The 15,683-nt window shown below is 40.2% G+C and carries 18 protein-coding genes; 13 read left to right on the top strand and 5 right to left on the bottom strand.

All coding sequences use genetic code 11. The annotated features are described in order from the left end of the window. The first annotated feature begins 7 nt into the window (after nt 1–7). Nucleotides 8–286 carry a UPF0223 family protein gene (locus KH400_RS09005; RefSeq protein WP_217224090.1) on the top strand — a complete coding sequence of 93 codons (279 nt, stop codon included), beginning with the start codon at nt 8–10 and terminating at the stop codon, nt 284–286. An 84-nt stretch (nt 287–370) separates the two neighbouring features. Here the strand turns inward: KH400_RS09005 and KH400_RS09000 are convergent, their stop codons facing one another. After that, nucleotides 371–997, bottom strand: a complete 627-nt coding sequence (locus KH400_RS09000) for a YktB family protein (RefSeq protein ID WP_217224089.1) — start codon at nt 995–997, stop codon at nt 371–373. A gap of 252 nt (nt 998–1,249) precedes the next feature. Between KH400_RS09000 and KH400_RS08995 the strand changes: the two genes are divergently transcribed. From KH400_RS08995 to KH400_RS08980, 4 genes are all read left to right on the top strand, one after another. Next, complete coding sequence (locus KH400_RS08995) at nt 1,250–1,438, top strand: YkzI domain-containing protein (protein ID WP_217224088.1); 189 nt, start codon at nt 1,250–1,252, stop codon at nt 1,436–1,438. Nucleotides 1,439–1,644: 206 nt separating this feature from the next. After that, a complete protein-coding gene (locus KH400_RS08990; protein ID WP_217224087.1) occupies nt 1,645–2,436 on the top strand; it encodes an inositol monophosphatase family protein in 792 nt (263 codons plus the stop codon). 12 nt (nt 2,437–2,448) lie between these two features. Beyond that, entirely contained in the window at nt 2,449–3,342 is an 894-nt protein-coding gene (locus KH400_RS08985; protein WP_217224085.1) for an NAD(P)-dependent oxidoreductase, read from the top strand. Continuing rightward, complete coding sequence (locus tag KH400_RS08980; RefSeq protein WP_217224084.1) at nt 3,327–3,815, top strand: GNAT family N-acetyltransferase; 489 nt, start codon at nt 3,327–3,329, stop codon at nt 3,813–3,815. Before KH400_RS08985 ends, KH400_RS08980 begins: the two co-directional genes overlap by 16 nt. A gap of 24 nt (nt 3,816–3,839) precedes the next feature. Here KH400_RS08980 and KH400_RS08975 read toward each other — a convergent pair whose 3' ends face one another. Further along, entirely contained in the window at nt 3,840–4,046 is a 207-nt protein-coding gene (locus KH400_RS08975) for a DUF5325 family protein (protein WP_217224083.1), read from the bottom strand. 256 nt (nt 4,047–4,302) lie between these two features. Between KH400_RS08975 and typA the strand changes: the two genes are divergently transcribed. The 3 genes from typA to KH400_RS08960 are packed head-to-tail and all read left to right on the top strand — an operon-like array spanning nt 4,303 to nt 6,800. Beyond that, on the top strand, nt 4,303–6,138 hold the full coding sequence (typA, locus tag KH400_RS08970; RefSeq protein WP_217224082.1) for a translational GTPase TypA: 1,836 nt from the start codon (nt 4,303–4,305) through the stop codon (nt 6,136–6,138). A gap of 46 nt (nt 6,139–6,184) precedes the next feature. Continuing rightward, the gene (locus KH400_RS08965; RefSeq protein ID WP_217224081.1) at nt 6,185–6,523 is read left to right on the top strand and encodes a YlaH-like family protein; all 339 of its coding nucleotides are present in this window, start codon (nt 6,185–6,187) and stop codon (nt 6,521–6,523) included. Nucleotides 6,524–6,527: 4 nt separating this feature from the next. Then, on the top strand, nt 6,528–6,800 hold the full coding sequence (locus KH400_RS08960) for a hypothetical protein (protein ID WP_217224080.1): 273 nt from the start codon (nt 6,528–6,530) through the stop codon (nt 6,798–6,800). A 136-nt stretch (nt 6,801–6,936) separates the two neighbouring features. On the opposite strand, the gene KH400_RS08955 is transcribed toward KH400_RS08960, so the two are convergent. Next, nucleotides 6,937–7,137 (bottom strand): YlaI family protein, encoded by a 201-nt coding sequence (locus KH400_RS08955; protein WP_217224079.1) that lies wholly within the window; start codon nt 7,135–7,137, stop codon nt 6,937–6,939. Between the two features lie 164 nt (nt 7,138–7,301). Between KH400_RS08955 and KH400_RS08950 the strand changes: the two genes are divergently transcribed. Beyond that, nucleotides 7,302–7,757 carry a pyridoxamine 5'-phosphate oxidase family protein gene (locus tag KH400_RS08950; protein ID WP_217224077.1) on the top strand — a complete coding sequence of 152 codons (456 nt, stop codon included), beginning with the start codon at nt 7,302–7,304 and terminating at the stop codon, nt 7,755–7,757. A 128-nt stretch (nt 7,758–7,885) separates the two neighbouring features. Here KH400_RS08950 and KH400_RS08945 read toward each other — a convergent pair whose 3' ends face one another. Further along, nucleotides 7,886–8,365, bottom strand: a complete 480-nt coding sequence (locus KH400_RS08945) for a YhcN/YlaJ family sporulation lipoprotein (protein WP_217224076.1) — start codon at nt 8,363–8,365, stop codon at nt 7,886–7,888. Nucleotides 8,366–8,550: 185 nt separating this feature from the next. Here KH400_RS08945 and KH400_RS08940 point away from each other — a divergent pair, with 185 nt between their 5' ends. Then, the gene (locus tag KH400_RS08940) at nt 8,551–9,879 is read left to right on the top strand and encodes a PhoH family protein (RefSeq protein ID WP_217224075.1); all 1,329 of its coding nucleotides are present in this window, start codon (nt 8,551–8,553) and stop codon (nt 9,877–9,879) included. Nucleotides 9,880–9,914: 35 nt separating this feature from the next. Here the strand turns inward: KH400_RS08940 and KH400_RS08935 are convergent, their stop codons facing one another. Then, nucleotides 9,915–10,412 (bottom strand): peptidyl-prolyl cis-trans isomerase, encoded by a 498-nt coding sequence (locus tag KH400_RS08935; protein WP_217224074.1) that lies wholly within the window; start codon nt 10,410–10,412, stop codon nt 9,915–9,917. A 142-nt stretch (nt 10,413–10,554) separates the two neighbouring features. On the opposite strand from KH400_RS08935, the gene glsA reads away from it, so the two are divergent. The 3 genes from glsA (at nt 10,555) to pyc (ending at nt 15,568) form a co-directional block, all read left to right on the top strand. Continuing rightward, a complete protein-coding gene (gene glsA / locus KH400_RS08930) occupies nt 10,555–11,484 on the top strand; it encodes a glutaminase A (RefSeq protein WP_217224073.1) in 930 nt (309 codons plus the stop codon). 127 nt (nt 11,485–11,611) lie between these two features. After that, nucleotides 11,612–11,893, top strand: coding sequence for an Fpa/YlaN family protein (locus KH400_RS08925; RefSeq protein ID WP_217224072.1), 282 nt, complete (start codon nt 11,612–11,614; stop codon nt 11,891–11,893). Between the two features lie 225 nt (nt 11,894–12,118). After that, nucleotides 12,119–15,568 (top strand): pyruvate carboxylase, encoded by a 3,450-nt coding sequence (gene pyc, locus KH400_RS08920; protein WP_217224070.1) that lies wholly within the window; start codon nt 12,119–12,121, stop codon nt 15,566–15,568. The last annotated feature ends 115 nt before the right edge of the window (nt 15,569–15,683 follow it).

Genomic DNA, 15,683 nt, shown 5'->3' with positions numbered 1-15,683 from the left:
GAAGATTATGGGAATAAATATGCCGATTTCGTTAGATTGGAGTAAGCAAGAAGTGATTGATGTAACGAATTTCTTTCAAGGCATTGAACAGGCCTATAGCAAAGGGATAAAGCGTGAACGGCTATTAGGGCTATACAAGCGCTTTAAAGAGATTGTACCGAGTAAAAGTGAAGAGAAGCAATTATGCCGTCAATTCGACGAGGATGCTGGGGTGTCATGTTACCATACTGTTAAGAAAGCGCGAGAGAACAGTAATCTCGATGTGATTAAAATGGACAGGAACTAAAAGGGATGTAGTAAAGTAGCGATGACAAAGTTATGTCGGGGATGTCCCAGAAGGTATGAACCTTTAAGGACACCCCTTTTGTTCTTATACAAATGACATGCGGTAGATGGGAGTCAATGTTTCAAATGTTGTTCGCGCCAATGCTAGAAATTGCTCGCCATCTTTTAGAATGGGATCATCTTTATCGATATGTCGTCCGATGAGAAATTCAGCTTTTTTTACATCACGAAAGCGTTCTAGCCGCTTTGAGAAGTCATCTGCTGATAATACACCCATTGACTCGGCATCTTTCTTTGTATGATCCATGGAAAGTACGTAATCATTTGGAATGGTATCGTTTAAGGTGTCGAAATGATCAAGGAAGGTTTGTGCAATTTCCTTTTTATTAGGTAATTCGTAAATATACGCAAGCCAGATAAACAAGTGATCATCAAATAACCCAATTTGAAAGTGAGGGTGCTTTTTATAGCCGCGCTTATTGTGGCATAGGGCTAACCACGTATCTTTTGGTGGATTTACGGTACGGCGTGCGTGTTTTGCGATATGTAAATGCATCTCATTTCCAACAAAAACGGCGGCATCTCCACTTAATTGCTCTCCGATTGCCTGGAATTTTGGCTGAATTCGTCCGCGGATAGCCTCCATTCGTTCGTCAAGACCCTCAATTGAAAATGTATCAAAGTCAATGCGATCAAACCCTTTGAACTCCATGTGAACAACTCCTTTACAAAATAGAATAAACGTATAAGAATAAGTGTACCATATGATGCGAATGGACGATAATTTTGTAATCTGGGCGTGAGTAACGACGAAAAAATAAATGTTTTGAAAATGTACCATTTCATACATAAATCTCATATGTTATAATAAATATAAACTAAATAATCAGAAAATTTAGTTAATAGATAAGTTTTCTACTTCCACCTTTTTTTGTATATTAAATAAAAAGGAGTGTAGGTTTCCATGGAACAAGTAATTCAAACGTTTAAAAGAACCGATGGTGAAAAGAGAGTCCCTGTTCTTCGTTTAGAAATTGATTATGAACTGGTAACACTACACGATGCGATGCTTGAGGAAAATTTAGAGGAAATGAATGCAAGTAAGGAACGATTAGAAAAGCTCAGGCAAGAATTAATCCAACTCGAAGTGTAGAAGTGAAAAAGGAATCAATCAAGTGAGCCCTATTGCATGGGGTTCACTTTTTTTGGATATAGAGAAGACATAATAGTAAGTCACTTAAGGTGGTTGTCAATTTGCAATTTTTCGAATATAAATAGTTTAATATTTTCTTACCGTTCACCTTTGTGTCATAATATACCATATGAGCGAGAGAAAGAAAACGAGGGGGCGGCACTATTATGAATGGGATTGATTGGACTGAAATCGAGAAGGTAGCTGAACAATGGACAAGAGAGGCTGGCGATATTGTAAAAGAATCACTATCTGAAAATATTAAAGTCGAATGGAAATCCAATCCTGATGATCTCGTCACCGAAATGGATCGCTATGTTGAACGTTTTTTTCTAGAAAAGATACAAGCAAAATACCCTAACCATTCATTTTTAGGTGAAGAGGGTAGTGGGGAGGAAGTGGCATCAACGAAAGGGACGGTTTGGATTATTGACCCCATTGATGGTACAACAAACTTTGTCCACCAACAATTTAATTTTGCCATTTCAGTAGCGGTTTATCATAACGGTATCGGTATGGTCGGCATGATCTATAATGTTATCGGTAATGAATTTTTTAGTGCGGTACGAAATCACGGAGCTTATTTAAATGGTGAAGCACTTTCACCATTGGAACCGGTGTCATTAGAGAAAGCGATTATCGGTTTAAATGCTGGTTGGTTAGTGACTGACGGTGTTCCTGGCCGTGAGAGGCTAGCTAATATTGTTAACACTGTGCGTGGGGTTCGCTCATATGGGTCAGCGGCGATTGAAATTGCTTATGTAGCAGCTGGTCGATTGGATGGGTACATCAGCATGGGGCTATCACCATGGGACTTTGCTGCTGGGTTAGTTCTGCTACATGAGGTTGGAGGAACTTATTCTACCTATCCAGGAGAAGAGCTAAATATTTTACAATCTAGTTCAGTTTTTGTTGCCAATCCAACAATCCATCAGGATATTTTAAAATTTAGGGAATGAGGAGATGAGAGTATGAAAGTAGGATTTATTGGGTTAGGAACGATGGGATTACCGATGGTGAAAAATATTCTTGCTGCGGGTTTTGATACATATGTTGTAAGTCGCAGTCGTCCCCCGATTGATGAAGCGGTGGCACACGGAGCAAAAGAAGCTGAGTCGCCAAAAGAGCTAATTGAACAAGTCGATATTGTTCTTACTTGTTTGCCACTGCCTCAGACCGTGGTCGATGTTTATGAAGGTGACAACGGTTTAGTTGCTGGGGCTACGGAAGGCAAAATTGTGATTGATCATTCGACTGTTAGTCCTGAACTTAACAAACAAGTCAGTACATCATTAGCCGCAAAGGGTGCGTCCTTTCTTGATGCACCTGTAAGTGGTGGTCCAATGGGAGCGAAAGCTGGGACGCTAACGATCATGTGTGGTGGTGATCACGATACATTTACACATGCATACGAGGTGTTAAACGTAATCGGTGATTATGTCGTTCATGTGGGGCAAACCGGTAATGGTAGCGTGATTAAACTGATCAATAATATGCTTGTCGGTGTTCACACTGCAGCTCTTTCCGAAGCTTATGTGATGGGAGAAAAGGCAGGCGTGAATCCAGCTGTTCTGTATGACATCATTAAAAAAAGTTCAGGGTTTTCAAAGAGCATGGATTGGTCGGTTGATGCGATTCTTGATCGTCAGTTTGAGCAACGATTTAGTGTAAAGCTACTTCATAAAGATATGAACCTCGCTCTTGATTTAGCGAAAGGGCTTGATATTCCCGTTCAGGTCGCAACCTTGGCAGAAGAGATGGTTTCAAAAGCGAAAAAAGAGCACAGTGATGAGGATGTATCAGCGGTTATCCGCCCTCTTGAAGAAAAAACGGGTGTTGTTGTTAAACGATGGAAAGACGAGTAAGGTCGAGGCCACTGCATCCTTCTGATATTGATACTGTTGTTCAGTTCGTTTCTCAATCGCCACAATGGTTAACCTATGAATGGGGACAATCGAAAGTGGAGCACGACGAATGGAGTAGCTATATGGACGAAGCTGTCAGGGAATTCGGAGGTGAGTGGCTCGTTTGGGAGATAGATGATACGTGTGTTGCTGTCACGTTTCATGTAGATGAAGCAGAGTCCAACCATAAGCCATGGCTAGGGATAATTATCGTTGCCCCTTTGTTTCGAGGTCGGGGGGTAGCTCGAGCTGTTGTGGACGAACTTTGCTTTCGAAAAAAAGAGCAACTGGTTCTCTTTGCTGCCGTCCCCATTTCAGCTTATGAGTGGCTTGATTTCCTGGGTCACCTTCAGTTTGAACAATATGGCGTTCAAAAAGATCTAAAGGAAAGGGAGTTTCTCATTTTGACACGCTCGCTCACAACAAATAAATAAAAAAGAGCGGAATAGACAATGTTGTCATTCCGCTTTTAGAGATGCTTTTTGCTCCTCTTGTTCTCGTAATTTTTTTCGAAGTGTAAAGCCAAAGCCTGTAGCTGCAGTAACCCCAATGAGTGCAAGAATAAAAATGAAAACACTTCTTTCGGCGATCGCAATACCAATCGCCATAATGCTGATCACAGTGAAAATGGCTAACGATAGAAATAAAACATTTTCTTTTTTCATAAGGACCTCCCTTCTAGCGCCTTTTTTATATAGCGATGATGGCAGTATGTTCGTTCTCATTCTAGTTTACATGATTAAATAAGTAGATAGAAACCCTTTTGTGATTAAAAATAAGTAAAATACTGTGAATAAAGTGGAATTGTCATAAAACTGTATAATCCTTACCCTTGCAAAAAAGATTTGTTTAGGAATATGGGCTTTGTTGTGATATACTAGTACAGTTATCAAATAGACGGTAAGGAGCGATTTGTAAAGAATGAAACTTCGTAAAGATTTACGCAATATTGCGATTATTGCCCATGTTGACCACGGGAAAACGACATTAGTTGACCAGTTGTTGCAGCAATCTGGAACATTTAGAGAGAATGAACAAGTAGATGAGCGAGCGATGGACTCAAATGACCTTGAAAAAGAACGCGGAATTACGATTTTAGCAAAAAATACTGCCATTAACTATAAAGATAAGCGAATTAATATTATGGACACGCCAGGACATGCTGACTTCGGGGGTGAAGTTGAGCGAATCATGAAGATGGTTGATGGTGTATTACTTGTTGTTGATGCGTATGAAGGGTGTATGCCACAGACTCGATTTGTGTTGAAAAAAGCATTAGAACAAAAATTAACGCCGATCGTTGTTGTTAATAAAATTGACCGTGATTTTGCTCGACCAGCGGAAGTGGTCGATGAAGTCATTGATTTGTTTATTGATCTAGGTGCTGATGAAGACCAATTAGAGTTCCCTGTTGTGTATGCTTCAGCCATCAATGGAACAGCAAGTGAGGACCCCGAACAGCAAGACGAGAATATGTCAGCACTATTTGAAACCATTGTTAGTGAAATCCCAGCGCCTATTGATAATAGTGAAGAGCCTTTACAATTTCAAGTAACAATGCTTGATTATAATGATTACCTCGGGCGAATTGGGGTTGGCCGCGTGTTTAGAGGAACGATGAAGGTCGGCGAACAAGTGGCCTTAATGAAATTAGATGGTTCAGTGAAACAATTCCGTGTGACAAAAATCTTCGGTTTCCTTGGCTTGAAGCGAATTGAAATTGATGAAGCGAAAGCAGGAGATTTAATCGCTGTTTCCGGAATGGAAGAAATAAATGTTGGAGAGACCGTTTGCCCGGTAGAACAGCAAGACCCATTGCCGACACTGCGTATTGACGAACCAACACTGCAAATGACATTTTTAGTGAATAATAGTCCATTTGCAGGTAGAGAAGGTAAATATGTGACGAGTCGTAAAATCGAAGAACGGTTACGAGCGGAGTTAGAAACAGATGTAAGCTTGCGTGTTGAGAATACGGATTCCCCTGATATTTGGATTGTCTCGGGCCGTGGTGAGCTTCACTTATCGATTTTAATTGAAAACTTACGACGTGAAGGATTTGAGCTTCAGGTATCAAAACCAGAGGTTATTATTCGAGACATTGATGGTGTGAAGAGTGAGCCTGTAGAACGCGTACAAATTGATGTGCCAGATGAATACACAGGTGCAGTCATGGAGTCATTAGGTGCGAGAAAAGGTGAAATGCTTAACATGACGAACACTGGTAGTGGACAAGTTCGTTTAGAGTTTTTAGTCCCAGCACGTGGCTTAATTGGATATACGACTGAATTTTTAACACAAACACGTGGATACGGTATTATTAACCACTCTTTTGATGGGTATCAACCTGTTGCTCAAGGGCAAGTCGGTGGACGTCGCCAAGGTGTGCTTGTGTCAATGGAATCAGGAAAGGCATCACAGTATGGGATTATGCAAGTCGAGGACCGTGGGACCATTTTTGTTGAACCTGGTACAGAAATCTATGAAGGTATGATTGTAGGTGAACATACTCGTGATAACGATTTGTCCGTAAATATTACAAAGATGAAACAGCAAACGAATGTTCGTTCTGCGACGAAAGATCAAACGGTGACTATGAAGAAGCCGAGAATTATGACTTTAGAGGAAGCGCTTGAGTATTTGAATGAAGATGAATACTGTGAAGTGACGCCCGAATCCATTCGCTTACGTAAAAAACTTCTAAATAAGTCGGAGCGTGAACGTGCTGAAAAGAAGAAAAAGCTTGCGAATAAATAGGTTTTCATGTAAGTTCTTCATTAGATATGATTAAAGGAGGAGCCTAATGGAGGAAGTGCAAATCGATGAAGTTCAAGTCAATCCAGAAGATCTTTCAACGTTCGCGGCCTTAGTCAATATAGATCAAAATCCTGTGTTCGGATTTTGGATGTTATATGCGATTATTGTAATCTTATCAATTGTCGTGTATAATCTAGGCTTTGCTAGAAAGCTTCCAGTGCTAAAATCTGCAATCGTCTATATCGCATTGTTTGTTGGTTGTATTCCGATTACGATATTTGCGATCGGAATGCCTGTCATAGAATCGTTGATAGTTGCAGCTATTATCCTTGGTGTGTATAAGTTTAATCTTGCTCGCAAACAAAAAGAAGAGGCAGAGGGGTAAGCCGATGAATATTCAAGACGCTATTTATAACTGGTTGTCGATTAAGGTTGTGGCTGACGCGCGTCCCGATGATGATGCGGCTAGGGATACGTATGAGTTTTTCGATGAGATGCTGACTAACGATCTTGAAATTGAGAAGGTTGAAATTACTCAAGATGATGTTCTATATTATGTCCATTACTGGATTGCGGGGGAAGAGCATAAAAAGCAGTACCCCATTGAACTTATTGACGCATTGTTGGATAGTATAAATGCTGAGCCAAAATACAATGAATAAACAGAAAAACGACGCAAGCAACAGCAGCTTGCGTCGTTTTTCTGTTTATTAAGGAGCAGGGTCTGCTTTAAATGACAGGAATGCATACGTACACTCGCAGCAGGGTATAGATGAACGAGTTAAATGAAAAGACCAGTTACCAATCTGATTCGCGTTTCTTACTTCGATACAATCTAAAGTTACCTGTTGCAGCTCGTTCTTCTGTACGTTGTTTGATTCGTTCGTGACACTCTGGACACATATATGTGTGAATCGGACGGTTGCGTAATTTTTTTGCTAATGGGTCATAATCATCAATTGTGTTGACCTGATCGCATATAACACATTTCACCCTCATGTCTACACCTCACAATCTCTTGAAGTCAGTATAGCATGTATCAGCTACTGGATAATAGAGTTTGCAAGAAAAAATAAATCAATTGATGCGTTTCGGTTTTATCTCTGGTAAAAAGTAGGTATAGTATAGTTGTAAGCTACTTAATTTTAACGGAGGTATGAACTATGGCAAATGAGGTAGAAAAAACATTAACAGATGAATTACTACCGCTTCTTCAAAGTGAGCGTTTAGTAACAATCGCAACGGTTGATCATGAAACGGGAGCACCTAACGTAAGTGCAATTTCATGGGTTCACGCACCAGACAAGGAAACTGTACGCTTTGCTGTTGATAATCGTTCACGTATCGTTGAAAATATCAACGCAAAAGAGGGAGTCGTATTAAGTGTCATTGGTAATGGTTCGACGTATTCGATTGCAGGTGACGCTAAGGTTAAGGTTGAGAAGTTAGACGATGTTCCTTTAAAATTAGCTTGTGTGGAGATCTCGATCAAAGAAGTGCGAGATGTTATGTTCTATGGTGCGAAAATTTCTGTCGAGCCGAAATATGAAAAAACATATGACCCACAAGCGGCAGCAAAATTAGATAAGCAAGTAATGGAAGCGATCAAAAAAGCTTAGTCTTAGACTAAGCTTTTTTCTTTTTTTGGGGGGAAGGGGCGGAGTGCGCCCGCCGGGGAGCTAATCAGAGAAGGAGGCTTACTCGCACCGCCTTAGATTGGAGTAAGGGGTAGTACACTGAAATGGTATCACTGTGAGGTGATTGGCATGAGTCGTCCTACGATGCTTGCGAGCTCTTCTAGAAAGAGGTGTGCAGGTTTTCCTCTGTCAATCTCTGATTGCATATCTCTCAAGCGGGTAAGAATATCGGTGTCTGCAGTAATAACGACATGGTCGCCGTACGGGTCATCTTGGAGGCTTTCTGCGACTTGATACTTTATGGCGCCCACTTCCGATTGATCAAGAGTAGCGTTGACATCTAGACCAACAACCGCATATTGACCCGCTACAACCGTGACCGCATGGTTGACACCGTTAACGTTGGTAGCGAGTTCTGACAAGTGATTGGCAACGGTTTGTGAGTCTCGAACATGAGCTTGGTCGACCTCTCTCATGCCCTGTTGGCCGATATTTTGCACGTGTTGCTCTTGTTGTTCGGGAGGGCTGGATTGACAGGCTGTTATCATGCCTATTAAGACGATATACCCAATCATCTGAATGATTTTCATGATGGATGTCCTTTCTAGCTATTGATTATTTGTTTATATTGTTGGTTTTTTCGTCTAAGTTTATCCAATGCAACATACATTTATAGTAAACAACTGGTACAAGGTCTAGATAACAACATGATCAATTTTTGAATAGGATATTAGTAACTATAATGTTCACTACACATCAGTCGGGAGGCGAGATATTGAGGAAAATCTACGTCTTGGATACAAATGTAATTCTACAGGATCCACATTCGATTTATGCTTTTGAAGAAAATGAAGTGGTCATTCCAGCCGTCGTTTTAGAGGAGATTGACTCTAAAAAAAGGTATATGGATGAAATTGGTAGGAATGCGAGGCAATTTTCAAAGTTTATGGATGGGTTACGAGGAAAAGGAAAACTTCATGAAGCTGTCCAGTTGGAAAACGGTGGTAAAATACGAGTTGAGTTAAACCATCGCTCATTTCAAAAATTGAAGCACTCGTTTGCTGATATGACCAATGATAACCGTATTATTGCAGTTGCGCTTAATTTAATGTTAGAAGAAAATGAAAAGGAAGATGGAAAGCGAGTTATCCTTGTTAGTAAAGATGCATTAGTGAGGGTGAAAGCAGATGCTTTAGGTATACAAGCAGAGGACTTTTTAAGTGATCGTGTCGTTGAATTTAACCATATTTATCCTGGATATGTTGAAATTTATGTACAAAATGACGTTTTAAAAAAGTTTTATTCTGCAAATGAGCTTGCCATTTCAGAGCTAGCTGAGCATCCGTTTTATCCGCACCAATTTATTATTATGAAGGATTCTTTAGGGAGTTCCAGTTCGGCAATCGGAAAAGTGGAGCCGGATGGAAAAAAAGTAAAACGATTTGTTTCAGAATATGATCATGTTTGGGGGATTCGAGCACGTAATGTGCAACAAAAAATGGCGGTCGAATTACTTCTTCGTCGCGATATTGAGTTAGTTACCTTAATCGGTAAAGCAGGGACGGGGAAAACATTACTATCACTTGCAGCAGGGCTTTTGCAAACCGAAGATTTATGTGATTATAAAAAGTTAGTCGTAGCTAGGCCGGTTGTACCAGTTGGAAAAGATATAGGCTTTTTACCGGGGGAAAAAGAGGAGAAACTCCGTCCTTGGATGCAGCCGATCTATGATAATTTAGAGTATTTATTTAATGCGCAAAAGCCAGGGGAACTTGATCAAATTCTTGCTGGGATGGGATCGATTCAAGTTGAGGCTTTAACTTATATCCGTGGACGAAGTATCCCCGATCAATATATTATCATTGATGAAGCACAAAATTTAACTAAACATGAAGTGAAGACGATTTTAACAAGGGTAGGGGAAGGGAGCAAAATTGTTCTAATGGGAGACCCAGCCCAGATAGACCACCCATATTTGGATGAATATAATAATGGACTGACTTATGTCGTCGAAAAGTTTAAAGACCAAACAGTGAGCGGTCATGTGAAATTAGAAAAAGGTGAGCGCTCAGGATTAGCACAGTTAGCTGCTGATATATTATAAAAAAACAGCCAGGTTCATTCCTGGCTGTTTTTTTATTATTTGACACGTAAACGTAAGACGTTTTTAATGGGTTGATCTCGATTTGAACCATCATCAAAATAAATGTGTACAGGGCCATCATCTTTAAGTGGCTTACCTTTATAGGAGAAGCCTAAAATGAGTGAGTACGCTTTGTCAATTGCAACATCAACCGTACTGTTGTCAGCGGTTTCAATTGAAACAATGGTAGCATTTTCATTTGGTTTTGCATTTTTTAAAAAGGGTTCTAAGCGCATTCCGAATGATCCATTCATTAACTGTTGCTTGTTATAGTCGATTTGGTTTTCATTTGTTTGGCTCGGAGGCTTCGATCCCTCAGTAATTTCACGATCCCATTGAGCAGAAATTGCTTTTTTATAAGCGGTTAATTCATCTTCCCTTTCTGTATCAAAATATGTATCGAGATCCACTTTACGCTCATCAAAAATCCATACAGATGGGTCAATTGTTAATGGATGATCAACATCACCCGTAATGTCGATAATAAATTCCATCGTCTCCCTCTCTTTCTCCTTTGTTTAATCATGTCATAAGTTGTAAACTTATGAATTCTCTCTCTAGTATAATTCGAATCATTCATTTTGTCACATTTGGAAAAGCTAATGGTAAACGATCGAGGAAAAAGGGAGTGAGTCTGTGATTTGCGATAATTTCGATGATATATATGAGATCGTTTCGCAAGCGCGAAAATATACAAAAGATGGAAAAGTGGCGGACTATATACCTGCGTTAGGAGAAGCTGACCCCAACAATTTGGCTGTTGCTATGTTTGATGGAAATGGAACGTGTCTATCCGCAGGTAATGTTGAAGAAACCTTTACATTACAAAGTGTATCAAAGGTTCTTTCGCTAGCCCTTGCTTTACTTGATAATGGCGCTGAAAAGGTGTTTACGAGAGTGGGAATGGAACCAACGGGTGACCCATTTAATTCAATTGCAAAGCTAGAGAGTCTCAAACCATCGAAACCGCTAAATCCGATGATTAATGCGGGAGCTCTAGCGGTAACGAATATGATTGCAGGTGCAGGGACAGAAGACAAATTAGGAAGGTTGCTTGAGTTTATTCACGATTTAACAGGCAACACATCGATTACTTACAATGAAAAAGTCGCAACCTCAGAATTCGAAACAGCGGATTTGAATCGTGCGTTATGTTACTTTATGAGGCAACACGGTGGTATTGATGGCGGAGTAGAAGAGCTAATGGACTTGTATACAAAGCAGTGCGCCATCGAGATGGACTGTGAAGATCTATCGAAAATTGGCTATGTTCTCGCCAACGAAGGTGTGGACCCTGTTTCGCAACGTGAAATTATCCCTCTCCATATTGCGCGAATTGTAAAGACGTTTATGGTGACATGTGGGATGTATAATGCATCTGGTGAATTTGCGATTCGAGTAGGTATACCTGCAAAAAGTGGTGTTTCAGGAGGGATATTAGGTGCTGTTCCTCATAAATTAGGAATTGGTATTTATGGTCCTGCATTAGATGAAAAAGGTAACAGCATTGCCGGGATGAAATTGCTAGAAACGTTATCAAGTCGTTTTGATTTAAGTATGTTTTAATTAGAGTCCTGATAGAAGTGATCTCTTTCCAACCGCTTCGTAAGAGTTTGTTTTAAAAATCTTGCAATTTTTAAAGTGAACAGATAGTATTAAGTATAGGGTATTTTTCTTAAAGGAGGGATCAACCTTGTCGACCGAGACAATGACAGGACATAGCGAAAAAGCATATGCCCTTCTTAAAGCCGATGCAGATAAGATCTTAAAGTTGATCGAAGTGCAGATGGACAATTTAACCATGCCACAGTGTCCTCTATATGAAGAAGTACTAGACACACAAATGTTCGGATTATCAAGGGAGATTGACTTTGCGACTCGCTTAAAATTAGTGAGTGAGGACGCTGGGAAACACTTGTTAGCCGAATTGGAGCGTAAACTTGCTGAATTACATGATGCTTCGCTTCGAAAATAAACCTAACCAAGCTATATGTTCATAGCTTGGTTTTTATTTACCCTAGAAAGGATGTAAATATTAAAATAATTTGAAATTATCGTTTTGTTCGTATACAATAGAGATATAGGTCATCTGATGACCGTATGATTGAATAGTTGGAATGTTTTGATAAGAGAGCTTGGACTTTCGCATCAAACATCGATAAAATGAGAGTGAAACACTATTTTGTGAGGGGGACATTCTTTGAATAGCTTAAAGAACATTAATAAGGTACTAGTGGCTAATCGTGGGGAAATTGCAATACGGATTTTTCGGGCATGCACTGAATTACATATTCGTACTGTCGCTGTTTATTCTAAGGAAGATAGTGGCTCCTATCATCGTTATAAAGCTGATGAAGCTTATTTAATTGGTGAGGGAAAAAAGCCAATTGATGCTTATCTCGATATTGAAGGGATCATTCAGGTTGCTAAACAAAATGATGTTGATGCGATTCATCCAGGTTATGGGTTTCTTTCAGAAAATATTGAATTTGCGAAGCGTTGTGAAGAAGAAGGTCTGATCTTTATCGGTCCGAAATCTGAACACCTCGTCATGTTCGGGGATAAGGTGCAAGCACGTCAGCAGGCCATTAATGCAGACTTGCCGGTGATTCCTGGTAGTGACGGACCTGTACATCGTTTTGAGGATGTTCAAGCTTTTGCAGAAAAACATGGTTTTCCTTTCATTATTAAAGCGTCGTTAGGTGGCGGTGGACGAGGGATGAGAATTGTCCGCACAGCCCAAGAGGCAGAAGAAGCGTTTCAGCGTGCAAAGTCAGAAGCGAAATCTGCATTTGGTAATGATGAGGTGTATATCGAAAAGTTTATTGAAAACCCAAAACATATAGAGGTGCAAATTTTAGCTGATAAGCATGGGAACACGATTCATTTATATGAACGCGATTGTTCGGTGCAACGTCGCCATCAGAAGGTGGTCGAAGTAGCACCGAGTGTCTCTATAGAGCAGGATGTTCGTGAAGAGGTATGTGATGCAGCTGTACAGTTATCAAAACATATCAATTATGTGAATGCCGGTACAGTTGAGTTTCTCGTTACAGAGACAGGGGAATTCTACTTTATTGAAGTGAATCCACGTGTACAAGTGGAACATACAATTACGGAAATGGTCACAGGGGTAGATATTGTCCAATCACAACTATTAATTGCTGATGGCGAGCCACTGCATGGAGAAAAGCTCGGAATACCGACACAACAGAATATTAAATGTCACGGATTTGCCATCCAATCACGAGTGACGACTGAAGATCCAAGTAATAACTTTATGCCTGATACAGGTAAAATCATGGCATACCGCTCGGGTGGAGGATTTGGTGTAAGACTAGATGCGGGGAACAGTTTCCAAGGTGCGGTGATTACGCCATTTTATGATTCGTTGCTCGTAAAGGTTTCGACGTGGGCGTTAACGTTTGAAAGTGCTGCTGCAAAGATGCTCCGCAATTTAAGGGAGTTCAGGATCCGTGGTATTAAGACGAATATTTCATTTTTAGAAAATGTTGTTCAACACCGTCAATTTTTAACGGGTGAATACAATACATCATTCATTGATACAACACCTGAGCTTTTTGTGTTTCCGAAGCGGAAAGACCGAGGAACGAAAATGTTATCATTTATCGGTGAAACAACCATTAATGGATATCCTGGGCTAGAAAGACAGAAAAAACCTGTATTTGATAAACCCGTGATTCCTGATGTGAAGTATTCTGAACAGATGCCATTAGGAACAAAGCAAATATTAGATGAAAAAGGTCCAGTTGGCTTGGCAAACTGGGTAAAAGAGCAAGAAGAAGTTCTCTTAACAGATACCACATTTCGGGATGCTCACCAGTCGTTACTAGCAACGCGAATTCGTACGCACGATTTAAAACAAATTGCGGCACCAACGGCACGATTACTGCCTAATCTTTTCTCAATGGAAATGTGGGGCGGGGCAACCTTTGATGTTTCAATGAGATTCCTTCATGAAGATCCGTGGGAGCGGTTGTTAACATTACGTAAACAAGCACCAAATGTCTTATTCCAGATGTTATTACGTGCTTCAAATGCTGTAGGCTATACGAACTATCCTGATAATGTCATTAAGGAATTTGTTAGCCGATCAGCTGAAGCTGGTATTGATGTTTTTCGTATTTTCGACAGCCTTAACTGGGTGAAGGGGATGACGCTGGCGATTGACTCGGTAGGTGAGTCTGGTAAAATAGCTGAAGCTTCGATGTGCTATACAGGAGATATTCTAGATTCAAGTCGTGCAAAGTATGACCTAAACTACTACAAACACTTGGCCAAAGAGCTTGAAGGTGCCGGCGCACACATTCTCGGTATTAAAGATATGGCAGGTTTATTAAAACCGGAAGCGGCATATCAGTTAATATCAACTTTAAAAGAAACGATTGATATTCCAATCCACTTGCATACACACGATACGAGTGGTAATGGTGTCTATATGTATGCTAAAGCGATTGAGGCAGGGGTAGATATTGTCGATGTAGCTGTTAGCTCAATGGCGGGTTTAACCTCACAACCAAGTGCGAATAGTCTCTACTATGCACTAACAGGCTCTAGTAGACAACCGAACCTTGATATCAAAGCATTCGAGCAATTAAGTGAGTTTTGGGAAGGAACCCGTAAATTTTATAGTGGATTTGAAAGTGGTATGAATGCCCCACATACCGAGGTATATGAACATGAAATGCCAGGTGGTCAATATAGTAATCTTCAACAACAGGCGAAAGCTGTTGGCTTAAAAAATCGCTGGCATGAGGTTAAGAAAATGTATCGCCGCGTGAATGACCTTTTTGGTGATGTGGTCAAAGTAACGCCATCATCTAAAGTTGTTGGAGATATGGCCCTTTATATGGTCCAAAATGATTTAACCGAAGATGATGTTTATGAACGTGGGGAAAGCCTTGATTTCCCAGATTCAGTCGTTGAGTTTTTCCAAGGACAACTTGGTCAACCATATCAAGGATTCCCGAAGAAGCTACAGCAGATTATTTTAAAAGGGAAAGAACCGTTGATTGGTCGTCCTGGAGAACATATGGAGCCAGTGAATTTTGAAGAGCTAAAAGAAACATTATATCATACGTTGGACCGTCAAGTGACAAGCTTCGATAACCTCTCTTATGCTCTGTATCCAAAAGTATTTATGGATTATCAGCGGTTTATAGAACAGTTTGGCGACGTATCAGTACTGGATACCCCAACATTTTTCTATGGGCTTCGTTTAGGCGAAGAGATTGAAGTGGAAATTGAACAAGGGAAAACATTAATTGTGAAACTAATATCAATTTCCAAACCACAAGACGATGGAAATCGAATCATTTACTTTGAATTAAATGGTCAACCCCGAGAGGTTATGATTAAAGACCAAAATGTAAAGACGTCTTCTATCGTTAAGCAAAAAGCTGATAAATCAAACCCAAATCAAATTGGTGCATCAATGCCTGGGACGGTAGTGAAGACCTTAGTGACAAAAGGAGATCGTGTGAAAAAAGGCGATCACCTCATGATTACTGAAGCAATGAAGATGGAAACAACGGTTCAAGCTCCGTTTGATGGTGAAATAAAAGAATTATTTGTATCAAGTGGTGAAGCCATTTCAACAGGTGATCTTCTTGTAGAAGTTACGAAATAGATGAAACACAAGAAGCTGGGACAAAAGGTTAGTTTTTGCCTTTTGATATGCTCCCTCTAGGGTAGACAGATTAAAAAATAAAAATCTGTTTTACCTTAGGGGGAGTATTTTTGTC

The sequence above is a fragment of the Desertibacillus haloalkaliphilus genome (assembly GCF_019039105.1).
Classification (GTDB): domain Bacteria; phylum Bacillota; class Bacilli; order Bacillales; family KJ1-10-99; genus Desertibacillus; species Desertibacillus haloalkaliphilus.
This window is presented reverse-complemented; position numbering and strand designations above follow the sequence as displayed.